This window comes from Arthrobacter sp. YD4, assembly GCF_030410515.1.
GTDB lineage: Bacteria > Actinomycetota > Actinomycetes > Actinomycetales > Micrococcaceae > Arthrobacter.
Map to the genome: position 1 here is coordinate 102,820 of NZ_JAUHHD010000001.1, position 16,804 is coordinate 119,623.

General features: G+C 70.6%; 18 protein-coding genes. 9 read left to right on the top strand and 9 right to left on the bottom strand.

What is annotated here, in order from left to right; translation table 11 throughout:
• Window positions 1–16 precede the first annotated feature (16 nt).
• From hemC to hemE, 6 genes are all read right to left on the bottom strand, one after another.
• Window positions 17–1,015, bottom strand: coding sequence for a hydroxymethylbilane synthase (gene hemC / locus QWJ39_RS00400; RefSeq protein ID WP_290255729.1), 999 nt, complete (start codon window positions 1,013–1,015; stop codon window positions 17–19).
• Window positions 1,012–2,283, bottom strand: coding sequence for a ferrochelatase (locus QWJ39_RS00405; protein WP_290255730.1), 1,272 nt, complete (start codon window positions 2,281–2,283; stop codon window positions 1,012–1,014). The genes hemC and QWJ39_RS00405 overlap by 4 nt, the downstream gene beginning before the upstream one ends.
• Window positions 2,284–2,309: 26 nt before the next feature.
• On the bottom strand, window positions 2,310–3,011 hold the full coding sequence (hemQ, locus tag QWJ39_RS00410; RefSeq protein WP_290255731.1) for a hydrogen peroxide-dependent heme synthase: 702 nt from the start codon (window positions 3,009–3,011) through the stop codon (window positions 2,310–2,312).
• A 102-nt stretch (window positions 3,012–3,113) separates the two neighbouring features.
• On the bottom strand, window positions 3,114–3,872 hold the full coding sequence (locus QWJ39_RS00415) for a hypothetical protein (RefSeq protein ID WP_290255732.1): 759 nt from the start codon (window positions 3,870–3,872) through the stop codon (window positions 3,114–3,116).
• A 110-nt stretch (window positions 3,873–3,982) separates the two neighbouring features.
• Window positions 3,983–5,545 (bottom strand): protoporphyrinogen oxidase, encoded by a 1,563-nt coding sequence (gene hemG, locus QWJ39_RS00420; protein WP_290255733.1) that lies wholly within the window; start codon window positions 5,543–5,545, stop codon window positions 3,983–3,985.
• Between the two features lie 5 nt (window positions 5,546–5,550).
• The gene (gene hemE, locus QWJ39_RS00425) at window positions 5,551–6,588 is read right to left on the bottom strand and encodes a uroporphyrinogen decarboxylase (protein ID WP_290256464.1); all 1,038 of its coding nucleotides are present in this window, start codon (window positions 6,586–6,588) and stop codon (window positions 5,551–5,553) included.
• A 254-nt stretch (window positions 6,589–6,842) separates the two neighbouring features.
• Between hemE and QWJ39_RS00430 the strand changes: the two genes are divergently transcribed.
• On the top strand, window positions 6,843–8,174 hold the full coding sequence (locus QWJ39_RS00430) for a glutamyl-tRNA reductase (RefSeq protein ID WP_290255734.1): 1,332 nt from the start codon (window positions 6,843–6,845) through the stop codon (window positions 8,172–8,174).
• A gap of 76 nt (window positions 8,175–8,250) precedes the next feature.
• On the opposite strand, the gene QWJ39_RS00435 is transcribed toward QWJ39_RS00430, so the two are convergent.
• Together QWJ39_RS00435 and moeB are read right to left on the bottom strand one after the other, a co-directional pair.
• Window positions 8,251–9,252, bottom strand: a complete 1,002-nt coding sequence (locus QWJ39_RS00435) for an SDR family NAD(P)-dependent oxidoreductase (RefSeq protein ID WP_290255735.1) — start codon at window positions 9,250–9,252, stop codon at window positions 8,251–8,253.
• An 11-nt stretch (window positions 9,253–9,263) separates the two neighbouring features.
• Window positions 9,264–10,481: a molybdopterin-synthase adenylyltransferase MoeB gene (gene moeB, locus QWJ39_RS00440; protein WP_290255736.1), complete on the bottom strand. Its 1,218-nt coding sequence runs from the start codon at window positions 10,479–10,481 to the stop codon at window positions 9,264–9,266.
• 82 nt (window positions 10,482–10,563) lie between these two features.
• On the opposite strand from moeB, the gene QWJ39_RS00445 reads away from it, so the two are divergent.
• From QWJ39_RS00445 to QWJ39_RS00455, 3 genes are all read left to right on the top strand, one after another.
• Window positions 10,564–11,229: a TetR/AcrR family transcriptional regulator gene (locus tag QWJ39_RS00445; RefSeq protein WP_290255737.1), complete on the top strand. Its 666-nt coding sequence runs from the start codon at window positions 10,564–10,566 to the stop codon at window positions 11,227–11,229.
• A gap of 63 nt (window positions 11,230–11,292) precedes the next feature.
• Window positions 11,293–11,517 (top strand): DUF3107 domain-containing protein, encoded by a 225-nt coding sequence (locus QWJ39_RS00450; RefSeq protein WP_290255738.1) that lies wholly within the window; start codon window positions 11,293–11,295, stop codon window positions 11,515–11,517.
• Between the two features lie 8 nt (window positions 11,518–11,525).
• The gene (locus tag QWJ39_RS00455) at window positions 11,526–11,828 is read left to right on the top strand and encodes a hypothetical protein (protein ID WP_290255739.1); all 303 of its coding nucleotides are present in this window, start codon (window positions 11,526–11,528) and stop codon (window positions 11,826–11,828) included.
• 4 nt (window positions 11,829–11,832) lie between these two features.
• On the opposite strand, the gene QWJ39_RS00460 is transcribed toward QWJ39_RS00455, so the two are convergent.
• Window positions 11,833–12,195, bottom strand: a complete 363-nt coding sequence (locus tag QWJ39_RS00460; protein ID WP_290255740.1) for a VOC family protein — start codon at window positions 12,193–12,195, stop codon at window positions 11,833–11,835.
• 166 nt (window positions 12,196–12,361) lie between these two features.
• On the opposite strand from QWJ39_RS00460, the gene QWJ39_RS00465 reads away from it, so the two are divergent.
• The 5 genes from QWJ39_RS00465 (at window position 12,362) to QWJ39_RS00485 (ending at window position 16,802) form a co-directional block, all read left to right on the top strand.
• Window positions 12,362–13,045: a hypothetical protein gene (locus QWJ39_RS00465; RefSeq protein WP_290255741.1), complete on the top strand. Its 684-nt coding sequence runs from the start codon at window positions 12,362–12,364 to the stop codon at window positions 13,043–13,045.
• Between the two features lie 160 nt (window positions 13,046–13,205).
• Window positions 13,206–13,901, top strand: coding sequence for a glycosyltransferase family 2 protein (locus tag QWJ39_RS00470; RefSeq protein WP_356902748.1), 696 nt, complete (start codon window positions 13,206–13,208; stop codon window positions 13,899–13,901).
• Between the two features lie 5 nt (window positions 13,902–13,906).
• Complete coding sequence (locus QWJ39_RS00475; protein ID WP_290255743.1) at window positions 13,907–14,587, top strand: DUF2064 domain-containing protein; 681 nt, start codon at window positions 13,907–13,909, stop codon at window positions 14,585–14,587.
• Entirely contained in the window at window positions 14,584–15,288 is a 705-nt protein-coding gene (locus tag QWJ39_RS00480; RefSeq protein WP_290255744.1) for a class I SAM-dependent methyltransferase, read from the top strand. The genes QWJ39_RS00475 and QWJ39_RS00480 overlap by 4 nt, the downstream gene beginning before the upstream one ends.
• Before the next feature lie 110 nt (window positions 15,289–15,398).
• Window positions 15,399–16,802, top strand: a complete 1,404-nt coding sequence (locus QWJ39_RS00485; protein WP_290255745.1) for a glycosyltransferase family 87 protein — start codon at window positions 15,399–15,401, stop codon at window positions 16,800–16,802.
• Window positions 16,803–16,804 lie beyond the last annotated feature (2 nt).

The window sequence follows — 16,804 nt, forward strand, 5'->3', positions numbered from 1 at the left end:
AGGCTGGTGGTCCTCCTCAGGAAGCGGTCAGGTCGGCGATGTCCGCCGCGCCGGCCGCGAGCAGTGCCTCGGCGAGCTCGATGCCGAGCAGGGTTGCGCCCACCTCGGTCAGCCCGTCGGTGGCCTTCTTGTCCCGGACGCTGGCGGTGCCGTCGACGGCGCAGACCACGGCGTCCAGGTGCAGCAAGCTGCCTTTGCGGTAGGCGTAGGCGCCCACCGGGGCGGCGCAGCCGGCCTCGAGCCGGGCCAGCAGGGCCCGTTCGGCGGTGACGGCCAGGCGCGTGTCCGGGTCATCCACCGCCGCGAGGGCCTGGGCGAGGACGCCCTGGGAGCCCTCGGTGGAGCCGGCCTTGCGCGGGGCGTCGGCGGTGCGGCATTCGATGGCCAGCGAGCCCTGCCCGGCGGCGGGGAGCATCACGTCGGGGTCGAGGTATTCGCTGACCGCGTCCAGCCGGCCGATGCGGTGCAGCCCGGCGGCGGCGAGCACGACGGCGTCGAGGTCGCCGGACTTGCCCGGCACCACGGCGTCGGTGGCGTTACCCGGCAGCCCGGGCACGCGGCCCAGGCGGGTGTCCACGTTGCCGCGGATGTCGCGGATGTCCAGGTCCGGGCGCGCTGCGCGGAGCTGGGCCGCACGCCGCGGTGAGCCGGTGCCCACCGTGGCGCCCGCCGGCAGCTGGGCGAGCGTGAGTCCGTCCCGGGCGCAGAGCACGTCGCGGACGTCCACGCGCTTCGGGGTCGCGGCCAGGCTCAGGCCGAGGGCCGGGCCGACGGGCAGGTCCTTGAGCGAGTGCACGGCCACGTCGCAGGCGTCCTGGAGCAGGGCGTCGCGGAGGGCGGCAACGAAGACGCCGGTGCCGCCCATCTGGGACAGCGGGCCGGTGAGGACGTCACCGTCGGTACGGATGTGCACCAGCTCCACGGGGAACCCGCCGACGGCCGCCAGCTGGTCCGCGGTCTGCTGGGTCTGGGTGAGGGCGAGCTTGCTGGCCCTCGTTCCGATCCGGACGGTCACGGCGCGGCGTGCCCGGTCACTTTGGCAGCCGCGGCGGCGTCCGGGTAGGGATCGTGGCCCGTGCCGACGGTGGTGTCGGCACCGGAGATGGTCGGCTTCTCACCGCGGAAGTTGGCGCAGCAGCCGGGGCGGCAGACGTCGTACCAGGGGCCGAGCTTGGTCAGGTGCGGACGCTCGGTGATGGTGTTGGAGCTGGTCCGTTCCGAGATCAGGTCCACGATGCCGGCGACGAACTTGCGGTGCGTGCCCGGGGTGGGGACGCGGGTGGCGGCGACGCCGAGCTTTTCGCAGGTCTCGAGGGCCTCGGTGTCCAGGTCCCAGACGACTTCCATGTGGTCGCTGACGAAGCCGAGCGGCACGATCACGACGCCCTTGACGCCCTGGCCGGCCAGGTCCTCAATGGCGTCGTTGATATCCGGTTCCAGCCACGGCACGTGCGGGGCGCCGGAGCGGGACTGGTAGACGAGGGACCACGGGGCGGTGTCACCGGTCTGGGCTTCGACGCGGCGGATGACCTCGCCGCCGGTGGCCAGGTGCTGCGCGGCGTAGGCGGAGTCCTGTTCGAACCGGCGCGGTTCGCCCTCGGAGCGGCCGGACGCCTCGGCGTCGCGGGTGGGGATGGAGTGGGTGGCGAAGAGGATGTGCACCGGGGCGTCCGGAGTTCCGGCGGCGGACAGCTGGGCGCGGACCTCGGCAAGGCCGGCGGCGGTGCCCTCGACGAACGGTTCGACGAAGCCGGGGTGGTCGAAGTACTGGCGGACCTTGTCCACCTCGAGCTTGCCGTCCAGGCCGGTCTCGGTCAGGGCCATGCCGATGTCCTCGCGGTACTGGCGGCAGCTGGAGTAGCAGGAGTAGGCGCTGGTGGTGATCATCAGGACCTTGCGGTGCCCGGCGTCGTAGATCTCCTGCAGGGTCTGCGGGATGTAGGGGTCCCAGTTGCGGTTGCCCCAGAACACCGGCAGTTCGATGCCGCGCTTGGCCAGCTCGGCCTCCATGGCGGCCTTGAGCTCGCGGTTCTGGGCGTTGATGGGGCTGATGCCGCCGTTGGCGCGGTAGTGGTGGGAGACCTCTTCGAGGCGCTCGTCCGGGATGCCGCGGCCGCGGGTGACGTTGCGCAGGAAGGGGATGACGTCGTCCTGGCCCTCGGGGCCGCCGAAGGAGGCCAGGAGCACGGCGTCGTAGTCCTTGGGGGCCATGCGGCCCGCCTCGGTGACGGGGTTGACGGAGGTCAGGTCGTTCTCAGCGGTCACGTTGCTCTCCAGCGTCATTGCAGTTTCCTTGGGATCGAACGGGCTCATGCGAGGACTTCCGCGACCTCGGCGGCGCTGACGCGGCGGCCGGTGTAGAACGGAACTTCCTCGCGGACGTGGTGGCGGGCCTCGGTGGCGCGCAGGTGGCGCATCAGGTCCACGAGGTCCACCAGTTCCGGGGCTTCCAGGCCGAGGATCCATTCCCAGTCGCCGAGGGCGAAGGAGGACACGGTGTTGGAGATGACCTGGGGGAAGTCGCGGCCCAGGAGGCCGTGGTCGCGGAGCATGGCGCCGCGCTCGGCCTCGGGCAGCAGGTACCACTCGTAGGAGCGGACGAAGGGATAGACGCAGAGCCACTCGGCCGGTTCCACGTTCCGGGAGAAGGCCGGGGTGTGGTTCTTGGCGAATTCTGCCTCGCGGTGGACGCCCATGGCGGACCAGGCGATCTCGGTGCCGGCGAAGAGCTTGCTGCGTCGGATGTCGCGGATCGCGCGCTGCAGCGCCTCCGGCTGCGGGCCGTGCAGCCAGACCATGATGTCCGCGTCAGCGCGCATGGCGGAGACGTCGTAGCTGCCGCGGTGGATCACGCCGTCCTCGGCAAGCCGGCCGAGGAGTGCCTCGAAGTCCTCGGCCGCATCGCCGCTGCGGAGGACATCGGAGGAGCGCTTGAAGACGGTCCAGAGCGTAAAGAACTGCTCGGCTGATTCTTCGGTTTTGGTGACAGATTCGGCAGAAGTGTGGCTCATATGTACCAGTCTGCCCCCTCCCCGAGACGAAGTCGAAACAGGGAACTTCTACAAGCGGTAGAAGTGATGAATGTCACACAAGCGGCCTCGGGGCCGGGCGTGTCAGGCCCGGCGCATCCGGAGGTAGACGGCGCCGGCGCCGAGGGAGACGGCCACCAGGCAGATGCCCCAGCCCACCAGCGCGGAGCCGCCGAAGGGCCGCACGTCGGAGGCAGCCTGCATGCTGTCGCCGGACCGGGCGCCCGCGGCCGGGGCGGCCTTCGCGGCTGCCCGGGTGCTGGCCGACGTCGGGCTGCCCGCGGGCGTGGGCGTCCCGGCGGCCCCGGGGGCCGCGGTCGCCGTGGCGGCGCCCGGAGTGGCGGGGGCTTCGGTGGGAGCCGGCGCCGGTGCGATGCCTGCCCCGGCCGCCGGGGCAGCGGGAACGGCGGGGGCCGGGACAACCGGCGCCACGGTTCCGGGCGCGGCGGGAGCCGGGGTTCCGGGTGTGGCAGGGGCCGGGGTTCCGGGGGTGGCGGGAGCGGGTGCCGACGGTGAGGAGGGCTGGCTGGGGGTGCCGCCGGGCGAGGGCGAAGAGGACGATGGCGGGGCGGTGCTCCGGGTAGGGGTGGGGCTGGACCCGTCGTCGGAGGTGGGCGACGGTGACGGGGTCCACGAGCCGCTCAGTCCGTCGATGAGGCCGCCGAGGCCCACGGAGACGGACGCGGTGGGGGCATCGGGGCTGGGTGTGGGCGTTGCAGCCTGGGTGGCGGGGACTCCCGCCGTAAGGACCAGCACCGCCCCGAGCGCCGCTGCTGCCGTGCCGCGCCGGAGTCCCCCATGGCCGGCCGACGAACTAAAATCTTCGGACCTGTGCGTAACCATGGTCATCGACTGTAGCGGCCCGTCAGGGGGCGGGGAAAATTTGCCGAACCGTTATTTTGCCGCTAGCGGAGGCAGGTCCGGATCCCTCACAGGAGGCCGCGGGACCACGTTCAGGGTGCGGAATCCCGGGCGACGGCGGGCAGCAGCGGGGCAATCTGGCGGGGGGTGTCCGCGACGATCGCGGCGAGGCCGTTGCCGGCGACCCAGCCGCCGACGACGGCGAGGTCCCCCTCCGCGGCGCAGAGTTCCCGGACCCGGGCCACCCGCTGTTTGTGTCCCAGGGACGCGAACGGCAGGGCACCCGCCCAGCGCACCACATCCCACCCGGCGAGGTCGTCGCGGGAGAGTCCCACGCCCAGCAGCGTGGAGGCGTCCCGGAGGGCCGCGGCCAGCAGGTCCGCCTCGGTGTCGGGTTCCGGCATTGCGCCGGCGGTCGCGCTCACCGGGGCACCCGGCGTGGCGCCCCGGCCGTAGGAAAGCCGGAGGACGTGGCGGCCCGGGGCGGTGGATTCGTCCAGCCAGGCCCACTTGGCGGTGGCGTGGGTGAGGGCCTTGGCCTGGATGCCGGGGCTTTGCGGGGCCACCAGCACGCCCGTGCCGCGCGGGGCGGCATCCAGCTCGGACCGGTCCAGCACCAGGGTGACCAGCTTGACGTCCGGGCCGGCCTCGGGACGCAGGGCGGTGATTTCGGGGAGGACACCGGAGAGGAGGCCGACGGCGGCCGGGCCCTCGACGGCGACGACCAGCCGCCCGGCGTCGTACTCCTCTCCCCCGGCGGTGACCTGCCAGCCGGTGGGGGTCCGCCGGACCGCGGCGGCAGGGGTCCCGGCGCGGAGCGTGACGCCCAGGTCCGTGAGTTCGGCCAGCAGCGCGGTGACCAGCGTGTGCATGCCGCCGCGGAGGCCGGCGACGGCGGAGCCCGCCTTCTGCAGGACGGCGCTCCCCTGCGAGGCAGTACTCTCCTGCGGGGCAGTGCTCTCCTGCAGGGCAGTGCTCTCCTGCGGGGCCGCAGGAGAGGCGGTGGTGGAGGCCCGGCGCTGGGCCTTGACCGCAGCGGCGAGGGAGCCGTGGGCGCGCAGGCCGGCGCGCAGGCCGGGGGCCACCATGTCCACGTCGAGCAGTGCCGGGTCCGCCGAGTGCACGCCGCCCACCACCGGCGAGACCAGCCGGTCCAGGACGCGGCGGCCCATCCGGGCGCGGACCAGGGCGGCCACGCTGGTGGCGGCGCCCCCGGTCCCCACGGAGGCCGGCAGGAGCGTGTCGACCCAGGCTCGGAGGGAGCCGCCCAGGCCCAGGGTGCGGCGGACCTCGGGGTCCCAGGGGTTTGCGGGGATGCCCAGCACGCCGGTCTTGGGCAGTTCGCGCGGGCCTTCGGGCAGCTGAACCCAGGCCCCGCCCGGGTTCGGGGCGGCGATCTGCGGCCCCAGGCCCAGTTCACGGGCCAGCGCGGCGACGGCGTCGGAGCGGGTGGCGAAGGATTCGGCGCCGCTGTCCAGGGTCAGGCCGGCGACCACGTGGCTGCCGACGCAGCCGCCCCAGGTTCCGGTGGCCTCCAGCACGGTGGTGCGGACGCCGGCCCCGGCCAGTTGGCGGGCGGCCAGGAGTCCGGAGATGCCGCCGCCCACCACCACAGCGGTGGGGGCGGCGGTGGCGGGGGCGTCGTCAGGGGCCACGGGGCTCACTCGGGGGCGATGGAGTGGATCAGTTGCACCACGCGGGTCAGCACGTCCGGGTCGGTTTCCGGCGGGACGCCGTGGCCCAGGTTGAGCACGTGGCCGGGGGCGGCGGCACCGGCGGCGATGACCTGGCGGACGTGGGCCTCGAGCACCTCCCACGGGGCGGCCAGCAGGGCCGGGTCGATGTTGCCCTGCAACGGCACGGTGCCGCCCAGGCGGCGGTTCGCCTCGTCGAGGGGCAGGCGGTAGTCGACGCCGACGACGTCGACGCCCACGTCGCGCATGGCGACCAGCAGTTCCGAGGTTCCGGTGCCGAAGTGGATCAGCGGGGCGCCGAGGTGGCGGACGTGGTCCAGGGCGCGGGCCGAGGCGGGGGCCACGAAGCGGGTGTAGTCGTTCAGGCCGAGGGAGCCGGCCCAGGAGTCGAAGAGCTGGGCGGCGGAGGCGCCGGCCTCGAGCTGGGCGCGCAGGAACATGCCGGAGGCGTCGGCGGCCCAGTTGGCCAGCGCGGTCCAGGTCTCCGGGTCGGCGTGCATCATGGTGCGCGGTCCCAGGTGGTCGCGGGAGGGGCGGCCCTCCACCATGTAGGCGGCCAGCGTGAAGGGGGCCCCGGCGAAGCCGATCAGCGGGGTAGTGCCAAGCTCGGCGACGGTCAGCCGGACGGCCTCGCGGATCGGTTCCAGCGCCTCCCAGGTCAGGGTGGGCAGCGCGGCGACGTCGGCGGCGGTGCGGACCGGGGTGTCCAGGACGGGTCCGACGCCGGGGACAATGTCGACGCCGACGCCGGCCAGCTTGAGCGGGATGACGATGTCGGAGAAGAAGATCGCCGCGTCCACGTCGTGCCGGCGGACCGGCTGCAGGGTGATTTCGGAGGCCAGCTCGGGGCGGAGGCAGGAATCCAGCATGGCCACGCCCTCGCGGACCTTCAGGTATTCGGGCAGCGAGCGGCCGGCCTGGCGCATGAACCAGACGGGACGGCGGGAGGGCGTGCCGCCGCGGTAGGCGGTGATCAGCGGCGACCCGGAGGTGCGGCCGTCCATCAGGGGGTGGCCGGCGTCGAGCCCGCCCTGGGCGCCGGGGGTGCCGTCCGTTCCGTCCAGTGTCGAGTCGTGGGGTGCCGCCGCGCGTGAAGTCATGCCTTTGATTCTGCCCAAAACCGGCCCCAAAAGATAACGACAGGCTGTCAAACAGCGGCCGCGGGCGGCGGATGTGCTGCGGCTCACAGCCGGGAGTGCCCAGTCCCACGTCCGGAAACTCTTCTACCGGAGGACGAAAAAGCTATGATGGTCGTGCTGTGGTTCTTTTCTCATTGGTGGCTACACACGCCGACATCGATCTCGAGACCGTTGCTCAGTTGAGCACCGGTGCCTCCGGCCTTGCCACTTCAGCCCTAGCAGAATCCCCTGCCGTCGCCGGCGCCGTCGTACTCTCCACCTGCAACCGGTTCGAGATCTACGGCGAGGCACCGAACCCCGACGACGTCGAGGCGGCCCGCGCCGCCCTGATCTCCCGGATCAGCGACACCAGCGGCCTGAACAAGCAGCTGGTGTCCCGCGCCTTCAACACCCGTACCGGCGCGGACGTCAGCCGGCACCTCTTCGCCGTCAGCTCCGGGCTGGATTCCGCCGTCGTCGGCGAACGCGAAATCGCCGGCCAGGTGCGCCGCGCCTTGATCTCCGCCCAGCACGAGGGAACCGCCAGCTCCGGCTTGGTCCGGCTCTTCCAGGCCGCCTCGAAGACCGCCAAGGACGTCGGCGCGCAGACCGCCCTCGGCTCCCGCGGCCTCTCGATCGTCTCCGTCGCCCTCGACCTGGCCACCGACCTCTCCGAGAGCAACGACTGGGCCGGCAAGAAGGTCGTGGTCTTCGGCACCGGCGCCTACGCCGGCGCCACCATGTCCCTGCTGCGGGAACGCGGCTGCACCGACATCTCCGTCTTCTCCTCCTCCGGCCGCGCCGCCGGATTCGTCGCCACCCGCGGCGGGACCGCCCTGGACAGCGACTCGCTGCCGGGCGCCGTCGCCGCGGCGGACATCATGATCGGCTGCAGCGGCTCGGACAGCCGGGTCGAGGCGGACGAGCTCGCCCGCATCCGCTCGGCCTCGCCGCAGCCGCTGATCGCCATCGACCTGGCGCTCACCCACGACTTCGACCCTGCCGTGGCCGAGCTCGACGGCGTCGAACTCCTCACCCTCGAATCGGTCCGCCTCGCCGCGCCGCAGGAGCAGGCCGAGTCCCTGACCCAGGCCAGCGGCATCGTGGCCGGCGCCGCCACCGCCTTCGAGCAGGAGCGGGAGGCGCGGTCCGTGGACTCCGCCATCGTGGCCCTTCGCCGGCACACCATGGACGTCCTTGACGCCGAGATGGAGAAGGTCCGCGCCCGTCACGGCTGCACCGCCGCCGCCGAGGAGGTCGAGTTCGCCCTCCGCCGCATGGTCAAGCAGCTGCTGCACGTCCCGACGGTACGCGCCCGTGAGCTGGCGGCCAACGGCCAGCAGGCCGACTACGTCGCAGGCCTCGAGGCCGTCTACGGCATCACCGTCGAACAGCCCGCCCAGCCTGCCGCCGGCAAGGCACCGCGGGCCGCGGAGGCCGGCTGCCCGGTCGACCACAGCGAATCTGCCTGACGAACTCCCTGCTTGGCGTTTGTCCCCCTGACCGGCCCCCGGTGTTTCTCCCCCCCGGCCCTCCCGCAGCCGCTGACTACGCGAACGCGTTGATGCCGGTCAGTTCCGCCGACTTCTGCCACAGCCTTTCCGCCGCCTCCCGGTCGATCGCGTGGGCGTCAACGCCGCGGACCCTGGCCTCCGGGGAGCCCGGGACGGTGGGTTCCGCGATGTCGCAGTCCTCGCAGTAGACCCCGCCCATTCCCGCCAGCCGCGGTGAGGTGGCGGCCCAGACCGAGGTGGCCGCGCCCTGCTCCGGGGTCTTGAAGCGTTCGTTGACGTTCCCGGCCTCATCCATCCAGCCGGAGGCGATCATTTCCTCGCGGGGCAGGTGGCGTTGCAGTTCGGTCATGATGCCGCCGGGGTGGACGGCGAACGCACGCACCCCGGAGGACTTGCCCAGGGCGTCGAGTTCGACGGCGAAGAGCGCGTTGGCCGTCTTGGCCTGGCCGTAGGCCTGCCATTTGTCGTAGCCGGAGTCGAAGTTCAGGTCCTCGAACCGGACCGGCGAGAGCTTGTGGCCGGTGGAGGACAACGCCACCACCCGGGCCCCATCCCCGGCGGACAGGGCGGGCCACAGCAGGTTGGCCAGGGCAAAGTGGCCCAGGTGGTTGGTGGCGAACTGCGCTTCCCAGCCTGGACCGACGCGGGTTTCCGGGCTGGCCATGATGGCCGCGTTGTTGATCAGGATGTCCAGGCTGCCGGCCTCTCCAAGGAAACCGGAGGCGAGGAAGTCCGCCGCGAAGCTCCTGACGCTGTCCAGGTCGGAGAGGTCCAGGGCGGCGACGGCCACGCCGTCGAGGCCGGCCTGGTCCAGCACCTTGCGGGCGTGTTCTGGCCGACGGGCCGGGACCATGACCTTGGCGCCGGCGGAGGCCAATGCCCGGACCGTTTCGAGGCCCAGCCCGGAATAGCCTCCGGTGACGACGGCGGTCTTGCCGTGCAGGTCGATTCCCGCGACCGCTTCGGCCGCGGTCGTGCGGGGCCCGAATCCGGAGCCGAGGGGGTGCTGCGGGGTGGTGCCGTTGTCCGTGACCATGGAGCTGCCTTTCAGTAGACGGGTTTGCCGGGCTCGACGTCCCGGACCCAGGCGAGGATGCCGCCCTCGAGGTGGCTGACGCGCTCGTAGCCTGCGGCCCGGGCGGCGGCCAGGACGGCCGCGGACCGGGTGCCGGCCTTGCAGTGGAACACGATGTCCGTGTCTTGCGGCAGCTCGGCCCACGCCTCGCCGGCGAGGATCCGGCCCTGCGGGATGAGCCGGGCGCCCTCGATCCGGACGATGTCGTACTCGCCGCTCTCCCGGACGTCCACCAGTTCGAACTGCCGCAGCCCAGCGTTGCGGGAGGCGAGCATGGTGGCCAGTTGGGTGGCGGTGATGGTGTGCCCGGTGTCCGTGCCGGCGTCGGCGGCGGGGGTGATCCCGCAGAACGCCTCGTAGTCGGTCAGTTCGGTGACCCGGGGCGCGTCCGGGTCGCGGGAGACCTTGATTTCGCGCCAGCTGCCGCCCAGGGCGTCGAAGAGCGCCACCCGTCCCAGCAGGGAACGGCCGACGCCGGTGATGAGTTTGACCGCCTCGGAAACCATCAGGGAGCCGACGGCGGCGCACAGCATGCCGAAGACCCCGCCCTCCCCACAGGAGGGGACGGACCCTGCCGGGGGCGCCTCGGGGTACAGGTCGCGGTAGGTGGGGCCGTGCTGCTCCCAGAACACGCTGACCTGGCCGTCGAAGCGGAAGATCGACCCCCAGACGTAGGGCTTGCCCAGGATGGCGGCCGCGTCGTTGACCAGGTAGCGGGTGGCGAAGTTGTCCGCCCCGTCGATGATCAGGTCGTAGCCGGCGAACAGTTGCAGGGCGTTGGACGCGTCGAGCCGGACGTTGTGCAGGCGGACGTCAACGAGGGGGTTCAGGGCGGCGATCGCGTCCCGCGCCGACTCGGTCTTGGGCCTGCCGACGTCGGCGACGCTGTGGATCACTTGGCGCTGCAGGTTGCTCAGGTCGACGTCGTCGTCGTCGATGATCCCGAGCGTTCCGACGCCGGCGGCCGCCAGGTACAGCAGCGTGGGTGAGCCGAGCCCGCCGGCGCCAATCACCAGGACCTTGGCGTTCTTCAGGCGGCGTTGGCCCAGGGATCCGATCTCGGGAATGATGAGGTGGCGGGAATACCGTTCCACCTCCGCCGCGGTGAGGTCGGCGGCCGGTTCCACCAGCGGGCCGGGAGCCTGGCCGGCCGCGGCGGAAGTACTGTTCTCGGTCAACTTCGAAGCCATACTTCAATCTATGCCCGAAGTTGCCGCCAGTCATATTACCCCCGCGTATTGTGGAACCAACAGCGAGGAAAGAAGGCCCAGAGTGGTTCATCAGGCACCGGTTGATCGGGGACAGACCGGAAAGCCGGCGGCGCAGCCGCGCACCGGTGGGCAGCGTTCCGCACGCCTGCCCCGCGATGAACGCCGGGCCCAGCTTCTGGCCGCCGCGCAGGAGGTCTTCGTCGCGAACGGCTACCACGGTGCCGCCATGGATGAGATCGCCGAGACCGCCCACGTGAGCAAGCCGGTCCTCTACCAGCACTTCCCGTCCAAGCGTGAGCTTTACCTGGCGCTGCTGGACAGCCACCTTTCCACTCTCACCGCGCTGCTGCTGGGGGCCTTGAACTCCACGACCGACAACGACGAACGCGTCCAGGCGGTCATGCGGGCCTACTTCCGGTTCATCGCCCACGACGACCAGGCGCACCGGCTGGTGTTCGAGTCCGACCTGGTGAACGACGCCGACGTCGCCCGCCGGCTCGAGACCTTCAACAAGACGTTCGCCGACGCGATCGCCAAGGTCATCGCCGAGGACACCAAACTCCCGCTGCTGGAGGCCCAGCTGCTGGGCCGCGGCCTGTCCGGCATGGCCCAGGTAAGCGCCCGGTACTGGCTGGAAACGGACGGCAACCTGGACCTCGATGTGGCCAGCGACCTGATCTACCGTTTAGCTTGGCGCGGAATCAGCCGCTTCCCGAAAGAGTCCTAGACTACAAATAGAAAACCCCCTTTAGGGGAACGTGAACACTTTGATTGGCTGGGAGGCCTTGCTGTGGAAGTAAAGATCGGCATTCAGAACATCGGCCGCGAAATCGCCCTGGAGTCCGGCCAGGACGCCGACGCCGTGGCGGCGCTGGTCAGCGAGGCCATCGCCAAGGGCACCGAGCTGCGCCTCACGGATGAGAAGGGCCGCCAGGTGATCGTGCCGGCCGGCGTCCTCGGCTATGTCGAGATCGGCGCCGAAGAGGTCCGCCGCGTCGGCTTCGGCGCCCTCTAGGACCCGCTGTGCTCTCCCTCATCGTGGTGGCGATGGTGGCCGTTGCCGCCGGCTTCGTCGTCTGGGCCAATGACAAGCGGCATGCCAAGTACGGCATCGCCGTACCCGCCGGTGTCGCCCTCACGGTGGGGATGCTCAGCTGGATCATCTTCCAGGCCGCGGGCCTCGGCTATCAGCCGGGCCTGACCTGGATCCCGTGGATCCTGCCGCTGCTGCTCGCCGCGGCCGCCGCGGTTGCCGCCGTCGTGCTCCTGGGCCGGTCCCGCACCGCCCAGGACACGGAGCGGCTGAACGCCATCCTGCGCTCCTAGCCCCCTACAGCGCCTGCTGCAGCACCCAGCGGTTGCCGTCCGGATCGCTGAGGTGGGCGAATAGGACGCCGCCCATGTCCTCGATTTCGCTGACCTCCGCCCCGCGGCCCACCAGCTCGGCGCGCGTCGCGGCCAGGTCCGGGGTCACCAGTTGCAGCCCCTCGAGGCTGCCGGGCTTCATCCCGGTCATTCCCGTCCCGATCACGATCGACGCCGCGGAGCCGGGCGGGGTCAGCTGGACTACCCGCATCCCCGGGATGTGTTCGACGTCGTGGTCCAGCACGAACCCCAGCCGCTCGGAATAGAACTCCTTGGCCGCGTCGACGTCGGCCACCGGAACCTGGATCACTTCTAGGCGCATCTGCATGCGCCCAGCGTACGCAGAAAACAGATACTGGTGGGGTGGGGACCAATCCGTGGGGCGGGTGTTACCGAAGTACTTCTGACAGACCAAGCCGGTCCCTTCGGTTTGATCAGGCCGCGTTCGCGTGCCTGGGCCGGGCTTTTCCCCATTCGTCCTAAGGAGTAGTTCTATGCGCACGTCCATGAAGTCTTTCCTCGGTGTTGCCGCCGCCGGTTCGCTGATGTTCTCCCTGGCTGCCTGCAGCCCGGCCAACAACGCCTCAAGCAGCCCCTCGTCCTCGGCGTCGTCCTCCTCTTCCGCGGCTGCTGCGCCGAAGCCGCTGGCTTCGATCCCGGCCCTGACCGGTGTGTCCACCGCGGTGAAGCTTGATGCTTCCTTCGCGAAGGCCCTGGAGACGTTGAAGCTGACCCCCGGCACGGTGGGCACCGCCCAGCTGACCGACGGTTCGCTGGTCTTCCCGATCACCGGCGGCAAGGTTGATTACTACGACCCGTCCAAGGACTACCGTCCCTACGTCCAGGGCCTGATCAGCCACGCCGGGTCCGGTTTCTCCCTCACTGCCGGAGACACCAAGGTCGAGCTGACGAACTTCACGATTGATCCGGGCACCTCGAAGCTCTACGGTGACGTCTCGGTCAACGGTGAGAGCGCCGCGAAGCAGGCCTACATCTTCAACCTCGACGGTTCGACCCTGAAGCCCCTGCAGACCTCGGGCGACACCGCGGTCCTGGAAGGTACCCGGGTCCTGATCTCCGATACCGCCGCGGGCCTGCTGAACAAGACGTTCAAGACCGACGCCGTGAAGGCCGACATGCTCGTCGGCATCGCGAAGATCACCGTCAACACCAAGTAACCCCCACCCATTACCTGCCGGATGTATGGTCTGCACCGGCGGGAAAGGCCACGGACCGCCTCTGGCGGTCCGTGGCTCTCTTCCGTCCAGGTACCGTTGGAGATTCCGCGCGAAGCGCTCCAGACCACGCCCTGAAAGGCTGTTTCTTATGACCGGAGCCATGGTGGACGTCGTTCTCCCGTGCTTGAACGAGTCCGGCGCCCTCCCTTGGGTGTTGTCCCGCCTTCCGGAAGGGTATCGAGCCATCGTGGTGGACAACGGATCCACGGACGGTTCGCCCGGGATCGCCACCAGCCTCGGCGCCCTGGTCGTCCACGAGGGACGGCGCGGATTCGGTGCCGCGGCGCACGCCGGACTCCTCGCGGCCACGGCAGACGTCGTCGCGTTCTGCGATTGCGACGGTTCACTGGACCCGGCCCGGCTGCCGGCCCTCGTGGAGCGGGTAACGAACGGCAATGCGGACCTGGTGCTGGGGAGCCGTCAGCCCCAGCGCGGCTCTTGGCCTGTCCATGCAAGGATCGCCAACATCGTCCTCGCTTGGCGCCTGCGGAGCCTCACCGGGGAGCCTGTGACCGATCTGGGCCCCATGAGGGCGGCGCGCAGGACAGATCTCCTGGCGCTCGGGCTTGAGGACCGCCGCAGCGGCTACCCCCTTGAAATGTTCCTGAAGGCACATCTGCGCCGCTGGAACATTGTGGAGGTGCCGGTCCCCTACGCCGCACGCACCGGCAAATCAAAGGTCACGGGAACGCTCCGCGGCACCATCACGGCCGTCCGGGATATGTCGGCGCAGCTGAAGTCCGCCGCGGCCGCCTCCTCCCAGGGACCGGTCCGCAGCTCAAGCGGCAACGAATGACGCCTATGAGCAACAACATGGACCTGACCGTGGTGGTCATCGCCAAGGAGTGCCTGCCGGGCCGGGTCAAAACGCGCCTTAGTCCGCCGCTGAGCCCCGAGGCGGCGGCCGCCATCGCGCAGATCAGCCTCACCCAGACCCTCGACACGGCACGGACGCTCCCTGCGAAGAGCCGCTGGCTGGTGATGGACGGGACGCCCACGGCGCACGACGCGGAGGGGTTCACCGTCGTCGCGCAACAGGCCGGGGGGCTGGACGAACGGCTCGCCGCGATCTTCGACGCCGTCACGGGCCCGGTTCTCCTGGTCGGCATGGACACCCCGCAATTCTCTGCCCATCACCTGGCACCGCTTCTCGCGGATTGGCGGTCCGGCGCGCCCGGTCACGACGCCTGGATCGGTCCCGCCACGGATGGCGGCTTCTGGGCACTAGCCCTCCGACGGCCCAGCGGCCGCCTGGTCCGGGGCGTGCCGATGTCAACGGAGTCGACCGGACAGCGTCAACGGGAACGATTGGTGGCGGAGGGCCTCAGCGTCGGAACGCTGACCGAGCTCACGGACATGGATTACTTCGACGATGCCGTCGCCATCGCATCATTGATCCCCGCCACGAAGTTCGCCCACGCGGTTCATGCCGCCGCAGATAATCCGCAGTACCCGGCCGCTCTCTCGGGGGCCCGACTGTGACGGCCACTCCCGTTGCACCGGGTATGCACTTCGGCCAGGGCCTCACGGAGCCCTATGCACTGGCGCTGGCGAAGGGGACAGGAACATTGACCCTGCGCCCGGACACGGACCAGACCGCCGATCCCGTTGATTTCGACGTCCAAGGCTGGTGCGCGGAGGCAAGCCCGGCCGAGCTGTCGGTGCTCAAGCGCCTCGACGGGCCGCTCCTGGACATCGGCTGCGGCCCGGGAAGACTCCTGTCCGCCGCGCAGAACCTTGGCCTCACCGCCTGGGGAATCGACACCAGCGCCGAGGCCGTCAGGCGGGCGCGGAGCCGTGGCGTCCGGGTGCTCGAACAGTCGATCTTCGATCCCGTCCCGCACACCGGCCAGTGGCAGTCGCTGATCCTGTTGGACGGGAACATCGGCATCGGCGGCGGCATCACCGCCCTGCTCCGGCGCTGCCGCCACCTCATTGCCCCCCAGGGGACGCTCCTGGTGGAGGTGGAGGCCGACGATGAGCTGGATACCGTGTACACCGCCGTCCTGGAGGATCCTGCGGGAAACCGGAGTGCTCCGTTCCGTTGGGCCAGGACGGGAACCGGAGGAATCGCTGCCCGGGCGCCGCGCAGCGGATGGACGGTAGCGTCGGTCCACCGGGTTCAGGACCGTGTTTTCTGCCGGCTGTCCCCCTCTGCGTGGCCGTCCAGGACGGCAGTGTGAGGGCCGGGAGCGCCCCGCCGGTACGTCCAGGGGCAGCGCGCGGCGCAAGGCTCGCACCATGGGCAGCGGTAGCGGCACCACTCCTGGTGCTCGCAGCTCTGCTGTGGTGGATGGTTGTCCCGCACAACCCGTTCGAATCGGCACCGATCGTCGGAACCCTGCTCTCCTGGGGTGCCGTTGCCTGGGCCGTCCTTGCCCTCCGCCGGGTACCGCGTCACCGGCTGGCTGGCGTCCTCGTCGCCGGCACGGTGTTGCTCGGTCTGGTGGCCGTGAGCGCACCTCCGCGGACCAGTAACGATTCCGCGCGGTATGCCTGGGACGGGATCGTTCAAAAGGCGGGCGTCTCCCCGTATTCCTACGTGCCCGTCGACGAGACGATCGCCAAACTCAGGCCGGACTGGCTCTTCGCCCCCGGCGGCCTCGACGACGACGGCAGGCCCGTCTGTGCCAAGGATCTTTTCCCAACGGACTCGGTTCCTGCCTTCGGCTTCCCCTCCGGCAGCCCCTTGTGCACTGCCATTAACCGGCCGCACGTGCCCACCATCTATCCGCCAACTGCCGAAATCTACTTTGCCGCTGTTCGCATAGCCCTTCCCGACTCGGTCGGGTACCTCCCCTTCCAGCTGGCCGGTCTCCTGATGAGCGTCGGCGTCACACTCCTGGTGCTCTCCGCCCTGGCGCGTCGCGGCCTGCCCGCGCACATCGCCGCCGTCTGGGCGTGGAGCCCCTTCGTCCAGCTCGAGGCGGTAAACAACGCGCATGTGGACCTTCTGGGTGCCGCGTTGATCCTGGTCAGCGGAATGCTGCTGACCCGCGGCAAGCCCCTGCGCTCCGGCGTCGCCTTCGGCGCTGCCGTGGCCACAAAGCTCATTCCGGTGATCGCAGCTCCCGCGTTGCTGTTCCGGCGCCCCGTCCGGTTCATCGCCGCCGCGCTGGCCTCCTTCGCCCTGCTCTACGTACCGTACCTGGCCGTGGCCGGAGTAGGCGTCCTGGGATTCCTCCCCGGCTATCTCAAGGAGGAAGGCTACAGCCAGAGCGGCGGCACCAGGTTCGGGCTCGCCCAGCTCGCATCCGCGGGTGGCTGGCCCCCGGTGCTGAGCGCCGTGGCCCTGGCTGCCGTGGCGGTCTACGTGCTCCGCAGGACCGGTCCGGGGAATGTCTGGGAACAGCAGACCGTCATGATCGGACTGACCCTGCTGATCGTCAGCCCGAACTACCCCTGGTACGCCCTGATGCTCCTGCCGTTCATCGTCTTGAGCCGCCGCTGGGAGTACATCGCCGTCATCCTCGCCCTCGATGCCATCTACATGGTCCCCATCGAGGATCCGCTCAGCCTTCCGCTGCACCAGGCCGCACTGGTCCTCGCCGCCGGCGCCGTCGTAGCGGGCGCCCTGTGGCGTCGGAACCGCCGGCATCGACTGGCCGCCCTCGGCGGACTCGCAGCCGACTCAGGCCTCCACAGTGACCGGCCCGCGACCGGGTCCCCAACAGCTTCCCCGCACCCCACGACATGACA